The organism is Micromonospora sp. NPDC023737, assembly GCF_040639715.1.
GTDB lineage: Bacteria > Actinomycetota > Actinomycetes > Mycobacteriales > Micromonosporaceae > Micromonospora.
Map to the genome: position 1 here is coordinate 460,809 of NZ_JBFAAL010000004.1, position 17,625 is coordinate 478,433.

Genomic DNA, 17,625 nt, shown 5'->3' on the forward strand with positions numbered 1-17,625 from the left:
ACCGCCAGTCGCAGAGGCTGGCGGGCACCGTCGCCCCCGCTTCGGTGGAGGTCACCCCCCGCTTCCTGCGCGTCGGTGACGGTTACGCCGCCACCCTCGTGGTGACCGGTTACCCCGCCGAGGTGGGCCCGGCCTGGCTCGAGCCGCTTCTGTCGTGGCCGGGCCGCCTCGAGCTCGCTCTGCACATCGATCCGCTGGCCGCGCCGGTCGCTGCGGCGCGGCTGCGTGACCAGCGTGCCCGCTTCGAATCGTCGCGGCGGGCCGACGCCGAGCGGGGCAAGCTCGCCGACCCGATGGTGGAGGCAGCGGCGGAGGACGCGGCCGACCTCGCGGACCGGCTCGCCCGTGGCGCGGCGAAGCTGTTCCGTGTCGGCTTGTACCTGACCGTGCACGCCCGCACCGAAGACGAGTTGCTCGAGGCGTGCGCGCAGGTGAAGGCCGCCGCCGCGTCCACACTGATCGAGGTGCAGCCGGCCACATGGCGGCATCTCGCGGGCTGGACCACCACCCTGCCGCTGGCAACGGACAGTCTGCAGATGCGCCGCACCATGGACACCGCCGCCCTCGCCGCAGCATTCCCCCTCGCCAGCGCGGACCTGCCGGCACCGCTGCCCGGCGACCCGCCCAGCGAGGGTGGGATCCTATACGGCGTCAACCCCGACTCTCAGGGCATCGTGTGGTGGGACCGCTGGGCCCAGGAGAACCACAACAGCGTCGTCCTCGCACGCTCCGGCGCCGGCAAGTCGTACTTCGTCAAGCTGGAGATCCTGCGCAACCTCTACCAGCGGGTGCAGGTCGCCGTCATCGACCCCGAAGACGAATACCTCCGGCTTGCCGACGCGGTCGGCGGCACCGTAGTGCGCCTCGGCATGCCCGGGGTGAAGGTCAACCCGCTGGACCTGCCCGCCGGGGACAGTCGACCCGACGTCCTCACCCGACGAGGGTTGTTCGCGCACACCCTCATCGCGGTGCTGCTCGGCGAGCAGCCGCCACCGGCGGAGCGCGCCGCGCTGGACCGGGCGATCCTCACCGCCTACCGGCATGCCGGCATCACCGCGGATCCGGCCACCCACCACCGGCCCGCCCCGTTGCTGCGCGACCTCGAAGCCTGCTTACACGCCGACGAGGAACCGGCCGCGCGACAGCTCGCCGCCCGCCTCGCGCCGTGGGTGCACGGCTCGTTCTCGCACCTGTTCGACGGGCCGACCACCAGCCGCCCCGACGGGCATCTTGTGGTGTGGTCGCTGCGGCATCTGCCCGAGGAGCTGCGCACCGTCGGCATCCTCCTCGCGTTGGACGCGATCTGGCGGCAGGTCGACACCCCCGGCCGGTCAGACGTGCGGCGGCTCGTGGTGGTGGATGAGGCGTGGCTGCTGATGCGCGACGGCGAGGGCGCCCGGTTCCTGTTCCGCATGTCCAAGGCCGCCCGCAAACGCCACGCCGGACTGGCCGTGATCACCCAAGACGTCGCCGACGTGCTCGGCAGCGACCTCGGGCAGGCCGTCGTCGCCAACGCCGCCACCCAGGTGCTGCTCAAACAGGCACCGCAGGCCATCGACCCGATTGGCAACGCGTTCGGCCTCACCGCCGGCGAGCGCCGCCTGCTCCTGGCCGCCCGCGTGGGAACCGGACTTCTGATTTCAGGCACCAGCCGGACCAGCTTCGAGGCGATCGCCTCCGCCGCCGAACACCAGCTGTGCACGACCCGCCCGAGCGACCTGGCACACCTCGACGACGAGGAGGACCTGTGATCCCCACCGCCGCTCACCTCACCCCCGTCCCCATGCCCACACCTGCGCCGAGCGGGCCGATTGTGGGCGTCGCACCGCCGACTGGAGCGGCTCGGTGGGTACTCGACATCGCCGCATGGACGGTGCAGCGGCCCTGGTTGCTCGCCGTCGCCGCGGCCGTACTGCTCGCCTACGTCGCCGGCCGTAACCTCCTCGCCGGGTGGCGACACCGCCACCACGCCGACCGGGCGCGGCTGGTCACGATTGCCCCGCCACCCGAGGTCGACCCGCGCAGCGCCGGGGCGTTGTGGGCCAACCTGCACGGCACGCTCACCCCATCACGCCGACGCAGGCTGCTCTACGGCACGCCGCACGTCGTGTGGCAGTACAGGTGGACCGGCCGGCGGCTGCTGATCAGCGTGTGGGTGCCCGGCAGCGTTCCGCGCGGTGCCGTCGAGGCCGCCGTGCGCGGCGCCTGGCCCGGCGCCGCCTGCACTATCGACGACAGCCCCGGCCCGCCGATGCCCCTCGATGCGACGGCGGTGGGTGGGCACCTGCTGCCCTATGCCGCCGAATGGCTGCCTCTGGCCACCGACCATGACAATGATCCGCTGCGCGCTCTGATGGCCGCCGGTTCGAGCCTGCGTGCCGACGAGCACGCGTGTGTGCAGGTTCTCGCCCGCCCCGCCGCCGTGCGGCGCGTGCAGCGTGCTCGCCGTGCCGCGACACGGCTGCGCGACGGCAAAACCGCCCTCCCGGCGATCAACCCGGCCGCGCCGCTGCTGTGGCTCATCGAGGCGTTCCTTCCCGGCCGGCCCGCTCACACCGGGGCGCGACACGGGCAGACAGGCCGCCGCGACCCCGGCGTGGAGCGCGATGTGCGGGCCATCCTCGACAAGACCTCTCACCCGCTGTGGGAAACCGCCGTGCGCTACGCCGTCGCGAAAGACACCCGGCGCAGCCACACCGATCAGCGTCCCCGGTTGCGGGGCATCGCCGACACCCTCGCCTTCGCGTTCGCGGTGTACTCCGGACGCAACCGGCTTACCCGCCGGGCCCGCATGCCCCACCCCGCCGGGGTGCTCGTGCGGCGGCGCCTCGGCGCCGGGTTCCTCACCTGCACCCCGGAGTTGGCGGCGCTCGCCGCGCTGCCCCGCGACCTGGCCGTGCCGGGCTTGGACCGGGCCCGCGCCAAGTCCATGCCGGCGCCGGTCGCCGTCTCGGCTGGCGGGCGCGGGGCGAAGGTCCTCGGTGACGCGCAGGTCGGCGGGCACGGCGTGGCCCTGTCCGTGCCGGACTCGAGGTATCACCTGCATGTGATCGGGTCGACCGGCAGCGGCAAGACGACGCTGTTGGTCAACATGGCCGTCGATGACATCAGGGCCGGCCGCGGCACGGTCGTCATCGACCCGCACGGCGATCTGGTTCTGGACATTCTTGACCGGCTTCCCGCCTCGGTCGCGGACCGGGTGGTGCTGTTCGACCCCGACCAGCCCAACCCGCCGACGATCAATCCCCTCGCTGGCGATGACCCGGACCTCGTGGTCGACAACCTGGTGTCGATCTTCGGGAACATCTTCGCCAAGGCGTGGGGACCGCGCATGGACGACGTCATGCGCGTCGCGTGCCTCACCCTGCTGCGGCACGCCAACGTCACCCTGCAGCACATCCCGCCCCTGCTTAACAACAAGCAGGTCCGCGCCGAGATGACCGCCGACCTGGACGACCCGGCCGGGCTGCGGGGCTTCTGGCAGTGGTACGACGAGCTCAACCCCGCCCTGCGGTCCCAGGTCATCGGCCCCGTCCTCGCCCGCCTACGCGCGTTCCTGCTGCGCGACTTCGTCAAACGCACCATGCGCTACCCCCAGTCGAGCTTCGACATGGGCAAGATCCTCGACGGCGGGGCGCTGCTCGTGCGCATCCCGAAAGGTCAACTTGGGGAGGACACCAGCAAGCTGCTGGGGTCGCTGATCCTGGCGCAGGTGTGGCAGGCCGCCACCGCCCGCGCCCGCGTCTCCCCCGACCGGCGACGCGACGCCACGCTGATCATCGACGAGGCGCAGAATTTCCTCACCCTCGCCAACAGCCTGGACACGATGCTCGCCGAGGCCCGCAAGTACCGGCTGTCGCTCGTCCTGTCCCACCAGGACCTCGCCCAGTTCCCCAAGGATCTCCTCGCCGCCGCGTCGGCGAATGCCCGTAACAAGGTCTACTTCTCGTGCGCCCCCGAGGACGCCCGCGTCCTGGCCCGGCACACCCTGCCGGAACTCGACGAGCACGACCTGACCCACCTCGACGCCTACACCGCCGCGACCCGCCTGGTCGCCGACGGACGGCAGACGCCGGCGTTCACCATGCGCACCCGCCCCCCGAAGCCTGTGGTCGGCGCGGCCACCGCCATCCGACAAGCCGCCGCGAAAAGGGTCGAGCCGCAGCAGGCGAGCGCCATCGACGCCCTCGTCGAGCGGCTCGCTGAGCCGAAGAAGAACGACAGCCGCCGCGCGGGCGTCCCTCACGACACCGATCAGGCTCGCCGCGGGGCCCGCACCCCGTGACGTCTGCCCTCACCTGTTGACCTCCGTAGGAGCATCAGGATGGGTAGTGGTGATCTCTATTGAGCCGCGATTTCGGCCGGTTTGCGGACCGGTTCAGGCGGAATTTACGGTCTGTGCGATCAACGCCGCGCCGGAGGCGACGAGGGTGGCCGCGACCAGCACCAGGACCAAACGGGTCAGGGTGCGCCCGGCCGCCCTCCCGACGATAGGGGCGTACTGCTCCTGTTCGGCTCGGACGAACCGGGCGGGCAGCAGCAGGATGGCCACCCCGGCGACCAGGAGCGCGGCACCGGCGACAAAAGGCATGAGACACCTCCTCCATCGATCCTAGTTCTGGCAACGAGGGGCGCGCTCTGGCTATCAGGCCGGACAGCACGATGAGGGATTCGTACGTATGTACGATTGCCGTGTGGCGCGGGAACTGGTTGGGCGTTGGTGGAACGGGGTGTGGGGGAGGCTGACTCGCCGTGATGTGTGGCTCGCCTGCGAGGTCCGGTGGCACGTGATCGCCCGCGCGGGCGACTCGGAGACGGGCAGGGTGCTCCGGTGGCAGTTCGACACGGAGGACGAGGCCCGGACCATGGTGCGGCGTCTCGTCCAGGCCGACGGCGGCCAGTGGCGAGAGCAGACCAGGTCGGCGGCTACCCAGCCACCGACGTGAGGCCGACCGATTGCCGGAATGCCTGGTTCCACATGATGTTTGGCGGAACGAGACCCTTGACCCCCACGGAGGTTTCAGCGTTGCGCCGAGCCTCGCGCTGATCGGCCCAGCGTCAGGTGTCGTAGAGCCCATCCCATGGCTCGTGAAATCCGAGGCGATCTGGGTACAGCTCGACCCAGTCGACGTGGCCGCCGTCGCCAGCCCGGTCGCCGGACTCATCGATCAAACCGAAGTCGATGCCGTCTTGGTGGGTCTGGAACAGTTGAACCGCGATATCGCCGTATGACTTGCCGGGCAGGCTCGCGAGCAGTCCTTCGAGCGCCTCGTCGAGGGCAGCTCGATCCGTGACGCGCATGATCGTTGAACGCCGGTACGCCCCATCGTGGCCGAAGAGGTGCACATATGCGTGGTGGTCCCACGCCGACGCGAGGAACAACCCGTCGTCGTAGTGGCCAATTCTGTCCGTACGGTAGTCAGGCTCGTGCGCTATAGGAATCAGCCGAGGTACGGGCACTCAGTCAACGTAGCGTACGAGCCTCGACCACCAACTCGAGGAAGGGCTGGGCGAGAAGTCGCCGCTCGGCGCCCTCTACTTCGCACTCGATCAGTGTCCGGCTCGGCCAATGCCAACCGCTCCAACCTCAATGGCAGTTCGGGCCGCAAGCTGTCGTACCGCTTCGCCCCCGGTTATACCGTCGATGGGCTTCCCCGCGTCTTCCGTGGCGGCTTCACCGCGCCTTCCGCACCTGTCTCAGCGCGGGCACCACCTGGGAGGCGGACACGCCTGTCAGTGCAGCACACCGCCGGTGACCGGCCTGGTCGGCGCCGGTGACAGTTCCGGACTCCCTCCCACAGGAGGGAGTCCCTTCGTTTCTACTCCCTCAGGAGATCCTCATGTCCACGCACTCACCGGCCCCCGAACCGCGCCCGTCCCCACCCCGCGCGTCCGCCTCCGCCCGCCGGCCGAGCAGAACCCAGCTCCTGTCCAACCTGCGCCGGCTCACCCTGCGCGACCACCAACTCCTGGCCTGGCTTGCCGAGCACTACCTGCTGTCCACCGCCCAGATCGCCACCGCGCTATTCCCGTCGGACCGCTCCGCCAGGCTGCGCCTGGCCACGCTGCACCACTTGGAGGCGGTACACCGCTTCGGCGATGTCACCACCGGCACCGGCGACTACCTGTACACCCTCGGCCCGCTCGGCGCGGTCGTGCACCCCAGCGCCTACAGCGACCCCGCACGACCCGACGCCCGTCCGCCGCGCACCAGCCTCGAACGCGCCGAACGCATCATCGGCAGCCGCCGCCTTCGGCACCTGCTCGGCGTCAACCAACTCTTCGTCGACCTGCACGCTCACACCCGCACCGACCCCAGCGCTGAACTGGTCCGTTGGTGGTCCGAACAGCACGCCACCGCCGCCTTCGCCCTCGCCGACATCCGCCCCGACGGCCACGGCATCTGGCATGCCGCCGGTCGCACCGTCGGGTTCTTCCTCGAACATGACAACGGCACCGAGAACCTGCGAACCGTGCTGCGTAAGCTGCGCGCCTACGAACGCCTCGCCGAGTTCGGCCCCCGTTATCCGGTCCTGCTGCGTGTGCCCGGCCACCGGCGCGAGGCACACCTGCTCGACGCCCTCGCCGGCGTCACCACCGCCATGCCCGTAGCCACCGGTCTGCACCACGAACACCCCGCCGGACCCGCCTGGATGCTCGCCTCCGATCCCAGCCCCCGCCGCCGGCTGCATGAACTGCCCAGCGACCACGGCCCCGACAACACCGCCACCAACCCCCACCGCTACACCGACCCCGACGACACCTGACGGCGCCGCCGGCTCGCCTACAGCCGCTCACACCGCAGGTCACCGCCAGCACGCCGCCTCACCATCGGCTCGCAACGGTCCCGCTCCAGGCGAACGTCTGTGAGCGGAGCCGCCACTCACAGCGACCCACGGCCGCTTACGCCGCCGCCGCAGTGCCGCGCCGATATGCCTCTCACATCGCAGGTCAACCCGCCTGCACGGCCGTTGCGGCCGCCCAGCACCGCTGTGAGTGCCCAGGGCTACCGTTCACGGCACCACCACACTCACCTATCGCTCCACCCCGGTTCGGTCCCACCCCAGGGATCCTCGCCGCACCAACCCGGTGCGCCACGCCCACCCGCCTCGGCCGGTCGGCACGCGCACCGCGCGGCGACCCTGACGGTCGCACCAACCATCCCCATCAGCGCACCACGCGCCCGCTCACCGACCTGACCCACGCACCCAGTGGCTCGGTCGCCTCCGCCTGCCCACACGCACGAGCTCTCCTGCCGAGCTGACCCGATCCGCGAAACCGGCGAGCCGGTCAGTTCCACACGCCCCCACACACCCCACCCATCCGAAGGAGGACCTTCACATATGTCCACTGTCAACGGCACCCCGCTGACCCGCCACGGCAGCCGCGTGCCCCTCATCCCCGCACGACCCATCCCACCGACGCCCGCTGCCCCGCCAGCCCGCGCCCAGGCCACCGCTGTCCGGCCGCCAGTCACCCCGGCACCCACGATCAAGATCATGGTCATCTGCCTGCCCGACGACCTACCGGCCCAGGCGATGACCAGCCACCAACTCGACACCCACTTCGGGGTCACCGGCACCCTCACCACCCTGTACTGGGCCACCCCGCGGCTACGGCCGTGGCAACGGCACCAGCTCATCGGCGCCCGCAAAGGCCAACCGACCCTGTGTGCGGGCGGACCCGTACGGCTGCTCGACCTGCCTGGCCTGCGGCACGCCGCCGCCGTCGGCGCCGGTATTCGTCACCAGATGTGGCAGCAGATCGTCCACGGCACCCCGCCGGCTACCCCGTGGCCGGTGTTCGAGTCTCGCCACCTCACCGACCCCGACCGCTACCCCCTCGACAAGGCAAGCGAGGACTTCCACGCCCAGCCCCGGGTACACGCCATGCGCCTACACGCCGCCACTACCCCTGGCACCGACCATTGCGGTGTCGGGGAGCTGGAGATGTACCAGGCCGGGCAGGTCGCCTACCAGCACTACCGCGCCGCCAGCGCCGTCGCCGGTGACGCGATGCTCACCGCCGACGGCCGCCACCTCGCCCCGGCCAGCGACGCGCTCGCCCACCGCATCACCTACCTCGAGCAGGCCCTGGCCCACCTCGACACCGTCGGACCAGAGCGCCGGCTGCTCGCCATCTCCCTCTAACCACCCCCCGGCCTGACACCCCACACACGCCGGTGTCTGCTCACCGCCGCACCAAGCCGACCACCGCTGGTCCGGACGGCACCGGAAGCCGCCCGCGCAGCGACGCGAGCAGCGCCCACCCGCACCCGACGTGGATGCGCGCCAGCCGTCAGGCGATTGCCCATCGCGCTGTCGACGCAACACCCGCCACGTTCGTGCGCACCCGCGCTTGCTGATTGGTGATCGCCGCAACCCGGCAGGTGGGTGATCCCTCTGCCACGCACGCCGGGTGCCCCGGGTAGGGGGCATCTGCACCTCGCTGGCCTGCGGCAGGCCGCTCTGTTCCTCTTCCTGCCCCTTTTGTTGCACGGAGGTCCGCTTCACTATGCCCAGCCGACTGTGGTTCCGCGTCGAGGATGTGCTGCCCCTGGCAGAACACGCCCTCGCCTGTCCCACTCACCGCCTCACCCGCGCGCAACTCGCGGCAGGCGAGCACAACACCCCGGCGCTGACCCTGCGACGCGCCGGCTCTGAAGGCCACCTTCGTTCCAACGGTGTGCCGGTCTGGCACACCCCGCACGGCGACGAGCAGGTCGCCTACGGCGGCGCCTGGCACCCTGTCGGCGGCGCGGTGTCGGAGCCGGAACAGCACCTGTACCTGCCGCTGCGGCACCCCGACCTCGACGGGCGGCAGCTGATTGACGTGCTGCGCGCCGGCCGAACCCTCGACCGCCCCTGGCTTGCAATCGACACCGACACCGCACCTGGATGCACGCTCGACGCCGGATGCGTTGAGCTGTTCGACCATCGCGCGGACATCGTTCCAACGGGAACGCGCTGGCGGCCGGCCATGGTCACCTCGCCGCAAACCGGCGGTCGTGATTATCCCGCGCTGGTCGCCGACGGCTACGACGCCGGCGACGACGGCTGGCTCATCTGCCGATTCGATCCGCACACGGTGCGACAGATAGCCGCGGAGCTCGCCGGGCCATGGCGGGCCGGCACGATGCCCGGGGAGTACCCGCTGCTGCGCTTCGACGGCACCACCGTGGTGCTGCTCGAGGAGACCGACTCCGCGGACGGAGTCCGTCTCGATGTCGACGAGCGCTGCTACCCGGACCGGGATGGCTACTACAGCATCGGCGCCTACCGGTGGCTCTGGCACACCTCACCCACCGGCTCCATGCCCACACGGGCCCGGCTCCGGCTGCACCTGGCGGCCCTGTCCGGCCGCCTCCGCGAGCGCACCGCCATCCGTCGCCCACTGCGGCAGATTCCCGCCGCTGACGACCGTCCCTCGGTCTGACCCGCGACATCGCAGCCCTTCGCCGAACCGGATCCCGCGGGATGTCCCGAGATCCGGTCATCGCACTTGATCAGCGGCGCAAACGAAGCGTGGATCAGTGCTGACCTCACACCACAGGGAGATGCCCATGACCGACGCACCCGAACCCGTACCCACACATGCCATGTTCAACGTCCTCGCCGCGCTCGCGGAGCTCGGTGAAGCCACCGCCGCCGAAGTGGCTGACAAGGCCGGGCTCGCCTACTCCACCGCCACGGCCAAGCTCCGCGCCTTGCAACACACCGGGCAGGCCGAATCCATCCGCACCGAGGACAAGCGCGCGGTGTGGCAGCTGACCGACGCGGGCCGTACCACCGTCGGCACCGGCCACAGCCCACTACCGGTCCACGACACCGACACCGACGTGCCGCCCGAGGCCCCGGCACAGGCCACCGCCGACCACCCCGCCGAGGACGCCGACGCCACCTACGAGGAGCGGACTCCTCCGCAGCCGGAGGATCCCACCCCCACCGCGCCCTCGGCCTCCGCCCAAACCCCAGCCGCATCCAACGACACGCCCGACGAATCCGCGGCCGCGGCCGACGCGGACAGCGGGCACCCCGTTGCGGCGTCCGAGGATGCAACCTCGGACACGGCCGCTCCGGCCGACGAGGCCGGCACCTCGGCTGCGGGCGGTCGCCGGATCAAGGGCTCCCTGAGAGGGGCGGTGCTGGACATCCTCGAAGCCCACCCCGAGCGGGCGTACAAGACCAGCGAGCTGTGCAGGCTCATCGACGCCGCGAACGCCGGCGCCGACGCGAAGAAAGCCAGTGCCGGCGCGGTCGTCAACGCGGCGGACAAGCTGGTCGGCGACGGCAGGGCCGTACGGACCGTCGAGAAGCCCGCCACCTTTCAACTCGCCCCCGCCCGCGCGTAGTCGGCGGAATCCACGCTAGGTAGCCCAGGGGCGGGCGTCGAAGTTGGCGCCTCACGCCCACCCCCGGTGCTCCTTAATACCAAGGAGCGATCTCAGTGTCTCAGACCGTGCACGCGCTGCTCACCGCCGCTGGCGGGATCCTCGCAGGCCTCGCCCTCGCGGTGGCTGTGCTGTGGCGACAGCAGCATGCCCTGCGGACGGCCCGTTATGAGGCCACCCACGACGACGTCACCAGCCTGCCCAACCGGCGGCTGTTCCTCACCCGCCTCCGTGCGGCCCTCCACGACAACACGCCGGTGGGGGTGGTGCTGCTGGACCTCAACCGGTTCAAGGCCGTCAACGACAGCCTCGGCCACGAGGTCGGCAACGACCTGCTCGACCAGGTCGGCCGACGCCTGGCCGGGCTTCCCGCTCCCGTGGAGGTCGCGGCCCGGCTGTCCGGCGACGAGTTCGCGCTGCTCGTGACCGGCGACCGCGACGACACCGCCGCCGCGGCCCACGCCGCGTGGCAGGCGATCGCCGACAACTTCATCCGCGTTGTCAACGGCGACCTTCGTGTGACGGCGTCGGTCGGCTACACCCACGTGAACCGTGCCGACGCCAGCCCTCGCCAGCTGCTCACCCAGGCCGACTCGGCGATGTACGAGGCGAAACGCGGCAGCGTCGCCGTGCAGGAGTACCTGCCGCATCGCACCGCGACCGTGCGCAGCCGTGACCGCCACGGCTGACCCCGCGCCCACTCCCCCGCCATGGACCCCGCAGCTGCCCGGCTGCGGGGTCCCTTCGTCTCTGCCTACGACAGGGAGACCCTGTGTTGTCCTTCCCCGATGTCCACGCCCTCACCTCGTGCCTCGCCGCCGCCGACGCTGACGCCGACACGCGGGGCTGGGGCCAGCCGATAACGCTGCTGCTCCTCCACGACCGGCCCCCGGCCACCGACGAGGCGCAGCGCGAGATCCGCAGCCTGGAGTTCCCACTCCACCCCAACAACGCACTCACCGACGCGGCTGGCCAGCCCGCGCTGCTGCACCACATCGCGGACGAACTCGACAGGCCCGCGACGCCCTACCAGGCCACCCTCGCCGCCATCCTCGACCTGATCCGGATGTCCACACCCAACGCCCGCATGCTGGCCTGGGCCGCCTGCTACCCCGATCTTCAAGCCGTCGACCCGCAGCTGCGGCAAGCCCGCCGAGTTGACGCCGTCGACATCGATGGCCGCTTCTACCAGCTCACCCGTCTGCACGGCGACGACCACCCCGTGGTGCTCGTCGACGACACCCCCGCGAACAACGCCCCTCCCACTTATCACGCCCTGGTCGCGCTACTGGCCGCCGGCGTCCGCTTCACCCAGACCAAACCCCGCGTAGGGCTCCGCATGACCAGCACGGGGCGCAGGCCACGATCGGACCTGGACGAGCCGATTTTCGAGGTGTGCGGCCCTGACGGCGCGTCCCTGCGCTGCCGGATCTGCGGGGCGGTCGACGAGGTCACCGTCACCGAGCTGCCGTCCATGGCCGGCTACGGCGAGGACACCTACGTCCGCTGCAGCCGCTGCGGGTCGGCCGAAACCACCGACCCGATCTTCGGCTGGCGCGCCAAACCCGCCACCTGGCCTCCCCTGCACCAGCACGACCAGCCGTGACGCGCTGCTCCCACCCCCATTCGCTGAAGGAGTCAGTTTCGTGAGCACCCACTGCTACATCGGCACCATCAACCCCGACAACCCGCATCTGGTGCACGCCCGGTTCGTGCTGTTCGACGGCCACCCGGCCGTCGTGCTACCCACGCTGGCCGAGATCTGGGCCAACCACAACCACCACGACACCAACGCGCTGATCACCGCGATCCTCGCCCACGACTGGGAGTACCTCGACGCGGACATCACCGCCACAATCCGCTCGCCGTTTCCCGGGCAGCGTCCGCTGCCGGGCGTGGGCATGACCCTGGCGTCCGAGGTGGACCCGCCGGAGCCGGTCACGGTGTTCCCGATCTGCCACGTCAGGCACCTCGACGCCGGATGGATCTACCTCATCGACGCGGGCACCGTCAGCATTCACGTGCACACCAGCGACGGCACCCGTGTCGCCACCTACCACCTGGATAACTGCCTGCACCCCGGCGACAACGAACCCGATGAGCGGCAGGGCCGACTGCGGCCAGCGGCGGGAGCACGCAGGTGAGTGCCCGCGCTCTCGCCGCGATCACCGCCGGAATGATCGCCGTACTGGTGCTGTGCGCGGGCGGCGTCGGAGCCTTGTTCACCGGCGGCGGCAGCGCCTCGGCCAGCTGCTACAGCGCGGCTGGCCCGGACGGACAGCCTCTACTGCCCACCTTCACGGTGTCGTCACCTGCTGCCGGGAGCGGCGGGTGGAACAGCGAACAGGTCGCCAACGCCGCGACCATCGTCGCCGTCGGCACGGAACTGCGGGTGCCGCCCCGCGGGTGGGTCATCGCCTTGGCCACCGCCCTGCAGGAGTCGAGCCTGCGCAACCTGCCCGGCGGGGACCGTGACTCGATCGGGCTGTTCCAGCAACGCCCCTCGCAGGGCTGGGGCACTCCCGTTCAACTGAGGGATCCCCGCTACGCGGCCGGAAGGTTTTACCAGGCGTTGCTGGCCGTCGACGGGTGGCAGGCCATGGCCTTGACCGACGCCGCTCAGACCGTGCAGCGCTCCGCCTACCCCGGCGCCTACGCCGGATGGGAAGACGACGCGATCGCCCTGGTCCGCGTCCTGACCGGCGGCACGGCCGCCGGCCCGGTGGCCGGTGATCTGGAGCAGGCGATGAGTAACCCGCTGTGCCTGTTCGACGGCGGCGACGGCCAGCCCGGCGCCGCGCAGGTGCCTCTACCGGACGGGTTCGCTCTGCCCCCGGGCACCCCGCCGCAAGTCCAGACGGCGATTGGCTGGGCCCTCGGCCAGCTCGGCACGCCGTACACCTTCGGCGGGGACTGCACCGCACCGCACTCCGGTATCCCCGCCCGCCAGTGCGACTGCTCATCACTCATGCAGCAGGCCTACCGAGCGGCAGGTGTCGACCTGCCCCGCGTCACCCGCGACCAGGTTCACGCCGGCAGCCCGGTCACCACCCAGCAAGACCTGCGGCCCGGGGACCTGCTGTTCATCCCCGGCAGCCGCGGCAGCACCAGCCGCCCCGGCCACGTCGGCATGTACCTCGGCCACGGGCTCATCGTGCAAGCCCCACACAGCGGCGACGTCGTCAAGATCAGCCGCCTGTCCGCCTGGGCCAACCAGCTCGCCGCCGTCCGCCGGGTCGTCGAACCCACAAGGAAGGGCAGCTCATGACCGCACGAACACCGGACGCGATACCGGGTGACGGAAACCGGCCGGTGACCTATCAGCCGGGTGATCGCGTCGCGCTGGAGCACACCGCCGACCCGCACACTCTGCTGCGACCCGGGGACGAGGGCACCGTGCGCCGCTACGACCCGCAGACGCGGGTGCTCGACGTCGCCTGGGACAACGGCTCCCGGTTGTCGCTGCTCCTCGGCGAGGGCGACCGCGCCCGCCGCATTGCCGGTACCGGACCCGATCGGGATTGGGAGCGGGTACTCGACGCGCTGCGCTCCGCCGGTGAGACCGCCGGACGCGACGCGGCCACCCGGTGGGCGCAGCACATACTCGGCGGCCGGGCAGACGACGATGTGGCCGCGACCGCCCGACAGGTCCTCGCCAGCATCGACGACATCGACCCGCCGATCCTCGACGGACTGCCGACCGCCGACCGGTACCTCCTAGCCGACGACTCCGACCGGTACGCCGAACACGCACCGCCAGACGCGCCGGCCTGGGAAACCCTCACCGCACGGCAGTGTGACCAGACGCGGTGGGCGTGGTGCGACGGCTACGACGCCGCCGCGCACGCCGAAGCCGCCCGCCGCTGCCGGATGGTCCTGCACCCCGACGGTGACGACCGGGACCTGCGCCACGTCTACCCGGACCGGGTACACCTGGGCGGGCCGGGCGTATTCGCGGGCAACTGGGCGTGGGCACCGAACGACGCCGGGAACATGCGGATCCCAGTCGGGTTTGTCGGCACCCTGATCGACACCTGGAACGGGTGGGCCGTGTTCTGCTGCGCTCGGGACGTCGCCGAGGCGATCGTCGCCGACCAGCACAACCACCGGGACCGCTTCCGCCGGCACCTCACGGCCGAGGGCATCCCGGAAGCAGATCTGGACCGTCGCGTGGACGAGTCCCTCGGGCGGATGTGGTTCGACGGGGACGTCATCGTCGTCGACGACACGCGCGTGCAGAACGACCCGGACGCGATCGACCACATTCCGCCGACCTTTGATGGCCAGTACGTCGTGATGGGTTGGTGCTGGACGTGGACCGCGGTGCATCCCTACGACTGCGATCGCATCGCCGGCACCATCCCCGACCCGCCAGCGACGGCCAGCACCCCGAGCGGCTCATCTCGCTGTCATCACCCCGGACCGAAGCCGACCTGACGCGGGCCCGGCGACGCTACCGGTTCCCTTACCCCGAGTTCACCTGCCCTCGACGCCACCGGCGCGCCGAGGGCTCCTGTCTCTCTGCCCCCTAACGGAAGGAACGCCTCTGATGGCAACCCAGACGGTTGTCCTGATCACGGACGACCTCGACCACAGCACCGACAACGTCGACACTCACCGCTTCGCGCTCGATAGCGTGGAATACGAGATCGACCTGTCCGGGCAGAACGCGGCGCGGTTGCGGGAAGCCCTCGCCCCGTACGTTGCGGCGGGACGCCGGATCCCGAAGCGACGCGCCGCCCGCCAGCCCGATGCCGGCACCCGCAACGGCCGCCCGGCCGACGCCCCGGTCCGCGCCTTCTGGGCCAGCCACCGGCGGCAGGTGAACCTGCCGCCGTATCGAAGCCACGGCCCGATCCCCTCAGCAGTCCGAGACGCCTACCGCGCCGCCGGCTCGATCGGCCGGGAGGAGCGCTGATGGGACATCGCCTGTTCGCGGTGCTCGTACGTGCCACCGCCACCGTCACGACCATCGACGCGCACCTGGCCCATCCGATGCGTCCTTTGCTGCGCGCCGGCGTCATCGACGGCTACCGGCTCGGCGGGCAGGTGACCGGCGCGTGGGCACCGGCCTACGAGCCGGCCGCCGACCCGAACAACTGGCGCACCTGCCCGGCCTGCGCCGGTAGCAGCACTGTCGACGGAGCCGTGTGCGCGGTGTGCGCCGACGCGGAACGGGCCGAGCGCAGGCCCGGCACGGTGCTGCCCTGGAGCTACACCGACTGGGCGCGGTATCCCGGCGACATCGTCGCGCTTCCGCGGCTGCTGCATCCCGGGTGGCGTTTCCCACCGCGCCGCACACCGATCGCTTGGGTCGACCTGGTCGGGGTCGTGTGGCTGGGCATCGACGAGGCGGTGTTCACCGGCACCGACAGCGGCAGTGTTCCGCCGCGCCTGTTGGCGGTCTTCCGCGACCTGCTGGCCGGCCGCCGCAACCCCGATCCGACGCGACCGGCGCCCCGACGCGGCGCCAACCCGGCCGGCTGGCTGCCGCCCCGACGGCTCACTGTCCGCCAGCAGCGGTTGCTGAACGGCGGGTTCCATCCGGCGGACTGGTCCGTGGCGGTGGTCGATGCCCACTCCTGAACACCAGCCGTCACAAGGCCAGGCCGCTGTGTTCTCCGGCCCTTGGTTGCGCTACCAGCCGGTCCCCGGGGTCCACCGGTACCACCACGGCTACGTCGGCACGGTGACCGGCCTCTGGAACGGCGCCTACGAGATCGCCGTCGACACCGAAGCCGTTGCCGCTCTCGCCGAGACGTTCCACGCGATAGCCGACTACGTCGGGGGTGACTGGCGCACCGTCGACTTCGACGGACAGTCCCTCACCGTCGCCCGACCCCTGTCCCTCGGCGGCGGTGTCCACCGCGTCACGCCCGTCGCCGGCCGCTACCGGATCGGCTGGGGTCTGCCCTGGCAGCCTGTCGACCTTCGACGCTGCGACCAGGTCTTCGGCCGCTCATAACCGCTCTCCGATAGCAACGGCTGCCGCTCGCGGTGGTTGCTGACGTTGCTTCAACTGTTCCGTCTCCGCTGCGCGGATGTTCTTTCGCCCGCGCACCCGGAGACGGGTGCGCGGGCCCATCCCGAACCTCTGGAGGACCCGCATGAATCCCACATCCGCCACCGCCGCACCTGCGGCGGCCGGTGGCCGGCGCCCCGGCTACCTGTACCACAAGGTCGCTTCGCACCTCGCCGCCAACCCGGACCAGGTGCTCACCGTCGGCGAGGTCACGAACGCCATCTCCGCCCCCTCCACCGGGGCGGTCTTCGAGGCGTTGAAGAAGATGGCCGCCGCCGGGTACGCCACCCACCTGACCGGCCCGCACCGCTTCCGGATCACCCAGGCTGGTATCGACGCCGCCGGCACCATGCCGCCGCCCGCACCACGCACACCCCGCAGCGGCTCCAGCACCGGGCGGCGGCAGCCGGTCACCCGCCCGAACGGCGACCTGTACTTCCCGCGCAAACTCGCCGGCGCCACCGACGTGGACGTGCTGCGCCGGCTACGTGACAAGCGCATCCCCGTGCTGCTCTACGGACCACCCGGCACCGGCAAAACCGCGCTCGTCGAAGCCGCGTTCCCCGATCTGCTGACCGTCGCCGGCACCGGCGACACGGTGGTGGAGGACTTCCTCGGCAACTTCATCCCCCTCCCCGAGGGCGGGTTCGAGTTCGTTTACGGCCCCCTCGTCACCGCCATGCGCGATGGGCGAGCGCTGCTGGTCGACGACGCCACGCTCATCCCGCCGAAAGTCCTCGCGGTGCTGTATCCGGCGATGGACGGCCGCCGTGTCATCACCATTCCCGGCTACCGCAACGAACGTGTCGAAGCCGTCGACGGGTTCTACGTGATCGCCGGCCACAACCCCGGCGTCCACGGCGCCATCTTGACCGAGGCCCTCGCGTCGCGGTTCGACGTGCACATCGAGGTCACCACCGACTGGGACCTCGCCCGCCATCTCGGCGTCCCCCGACCCGCCGTCGAGGCCGCCATCGCGCTGAACGCAGACCTCGCCGCTGGACGCGTCAGCTGGGCGCCGCAGCTACGCGAACTGCTCGGCTTCACCCGCGTCAGCAAAACCCTCGGCCCTGCGGCGGCGGTGGCGAACCTCGTCGGCCGCGCCCCGCAGGAGGACCGCGAACAGGTCCTCGCCGCCCTCAAGCAGAGATTCGGCGCGGACATCACCCCGCTGACCCTCGGCAAACAGCGCTAACCCCCACCCTTGGAAGGA

The 17,625-nt window shown here is 71.1% G+C and carries 18 protein-coding genes; 16 read left to right on the forward strand and 2 right to left on the reverse strand.

The annotated features are described in order from the left end of the window. Positions 1-17: 17 nt before the first annotated feature. Both AB0F98_RS13155 and AB0F98_RS13160 read left to right on the forward strand, forming a co-directional pair. The gene (locus AB0F98_RS13155; RefSeq protein WP_357733573.1) at positions 18-1,751 is read left to right on the forward strand and encodes a DUF87 domain-containing protein; all 1,734 of its coding nucleotides are present in this window, start codon (positions 18-20) and stop codon (positions 1,749-1,751) included. A gap of 32 nt (positions 1,752-1,783) precedes the next feature. Further along, the gene (locus AB0F98_RS13160) at positions 1,784-4,285 is read left to right on the forward strand and encodes a DUF87 domain-containing protein (RefSeq protein WP_357733576.1); all 2,502 of its coding nucleotides are present in this window, start codon (positions 1,784-1,786) and stop codon (positions 4,283-4,285) included. 93 nt (positions 4,286-4,378) lie between these two features. Here the strand turns inward: AB0F98_RS13160 and AB0F98_RS13165 are convergent, their stop codons facing one another. Beyond that, complete coding sequence (locus tag AB0F98_RS13165) at positions 4,379-4,591, reverse strand: hypothetical protein (RefSeq protein WP_357733455.1); 213 nt, start codon at positions 4,589-4,591, stop codon at positions 4,379-4,381. Positions 4,592-4,694: 103 nt separating this feature from the next. On the opposite strand from AB0F98_RS13165, the gene AB0F98_RS13170 reads away from it, so the two are divergent. Beyond that, complete coding sequence (locus AB0F98_RS13170) at positions 4,695-4,946, forward strand: hypothetical protein (protein ID WP_357733457.1); 252 nt, start codon at positions 4,695-4,697, stop codon at positions 4,944-4,946. A 112-nt stretch (positions 4,947-5,058) separates the two neighbouring features. On the opposite strand, the gene AB0F98_RS13175 is transcribed toward AB0F98_RS13170, so the two are convergent. Continuing rightward, on the reverse strand, positions 5,059-5,460 hold the full coding sequence (locus AB0F98_RS13175; protein WP_357733460.1) for a hypothetical protein: 402 nt from the start codon (positions 5,458-5,460) through the stop codon (positions 5,059-5,061). A gap of 380 nt (positions 5,461-5,840) precedes the next feature. Between AB0F98_RS13175 and AB0F98_RS13180 the strand changes: the two genes are divergently transcribed. The 13 genes from AB0F98_RS13180 (at position 5,841) to AB0F98_RS13240 (ending at position 17,607) form a co-directional block, all read left to right on the forward strand. After that, positions 5,841-6,767: a replication-relaxation family protein gene (locus AB0F98_RS13180; protein WP_357733463.1), complete on the forward strand. Its 927-nt coding sequence runs from the start codon at positions 5,841-5,843 to the stop codon at positions 6,765-6,767. 576 nt (positions 6,768-7,343) lie between these two features. After that, the gene (locus AB0F98_RS13185; RefSeq protein ID WP_357733466.1) at positions 7,344-8,150 is read left to right on the forward strand and encodes a hypothetical protein; all 807 of its coding nucleotides are present in this window, start codon (positions 7,344-7,346) and stop codon (positions 8,148-8,150) included. Positions 8,151-8,514: 364 nt separating this feature from the next. After that, positions 8,515-9,435, forward strand: coding sequence for a hypothetical protein (locus AB0F98_RS13190; protein ID WP_357733469.1), 921 nt, complete (start codon positions 8,515-8,517; stop codon positions 9,433-9,435). Between the two features lie 127 nt (positions 9,436-9,562). Next, positions 9,563-10,351 carry a helix-turn-helix domain-containing protein gene (locus tag AB0F98_RS13195; RefSeq protein WP_357733472.1) on the forward strand — a complete coding sequence of 263 codons (789 nt, stop codon included), beginning with the start codon at positions 9,563-9,565 and terminating at the stop codon, positions 10,349-10,351. A gap of 95 nt (positions 10,352-10,446) precedes the next feature. After that, positions 10,447-11,079, forward strand: a complete 633-nt coding sequence (locus tag AB0F98_RS13200; RefSeq protein ID WP_357733475.1) for a GGDEF domain-containing protein — start codon at positions 10,447-10,449, stop codon at positions 11,077-11,079. Positions 11,080-11,162: 83 nt separating this feature from the next. Beyond that, positions 11,163-11,996, forward strand: coding sequence for a hypothetical protein (locus tag AB0F98_RS13205; protein WP_357733478.1), 834 nt, complete (start codon positions 11,163-11,165; stop codon positions 11,994-11,996). A 40-nt stretch (positions 11,997-12,036) separates the two neighbouring features. Then, complete coding sequence (locus tag AB0F98_RS13210) at positions 12,037-12,534, forward strand: hypothetical protein (RefSeq protein ID WP_357733481.1); 498 nt, start codon at positions 12,037-12,039, stop codon at positions 12,532-12,534. Positions 12,535-12,566: 32 nt separating this feature from the next. Next, the gene (locus AB0F98_RS13215; RefSeq protein WP_357733579.1) at positions 12,567-13,658 is read left to right on the forward strand and encodes a C40 family peptidase; all 1,092 of its coding nucleotides are present in this window, start codon (positions 12,567-12,569) and stop codon (positions 13,656-13,658) included. Then, on the forward strand, positions 13,655-14,827 hold the full coding sequence (locus AB0F98_RS13220) for a DUF4314 domain-containing protein (RefSeq protein ID WP_357733483.1): 1,173 nt from the start codon (positions 13,655-13,657) through the stop codon (positions 14,825-14,827). The genes AB0F98_RS13215 and AB0F98_RS13220 overlap by 4 nt, the downstream gene beginning before the upstream one ends. A 112-nt stretch (positions 14,828-14,939) precedes the next feature. After that, on the forward strand, positions 14,940-15,308 hold the full coding sequence (locus AB0F98_RS13225) for an Lsr2 family protein (RefSeq protein ID WP_357733486.1): 369 nt from the start codon (positions 14,940-14,942) through the stop codon (positions 15,306-15,308). After that, entirely contained in the window at positions 15,308-15,976 is a 669-nt protein-coding gene (locus tag AB0F98_RS13230; RefSeq protein WP_357733489.1) for a hypothetical protein, read from the forward strand. The genes AB0F98_RS13225 and AB0F98_RS13230 overlap by 1 nt, the downstream gene beginning before the upstream one ends. 28 nt (positions 15,977-16,004) lie before the next feature. Next, positions 16,005-16,355, forward strand: a complete 351-nt coding sequence (locus AB0F98_RS13235; protein ID WP_357733492.1) for a hypothetical protein — start codon at positions 16,005-16,007, stop codon at positions 16,353-16,355. Between the two features lie 142 nt (positions 16,356-16,497). Then, positions 16,498-17,607, forward strand: a complete 1,110-nt coding sequence (locus AB0F98_RS13240) for an AAA family ATPase (RefSeq protein WP_357733495.1) — start codon at positions 16,498-16,500, stop codon at positions 17,605-17,607. The last annotated feature ends 18 nt before the right edge of the window (positions 17,608-17,625 follow it).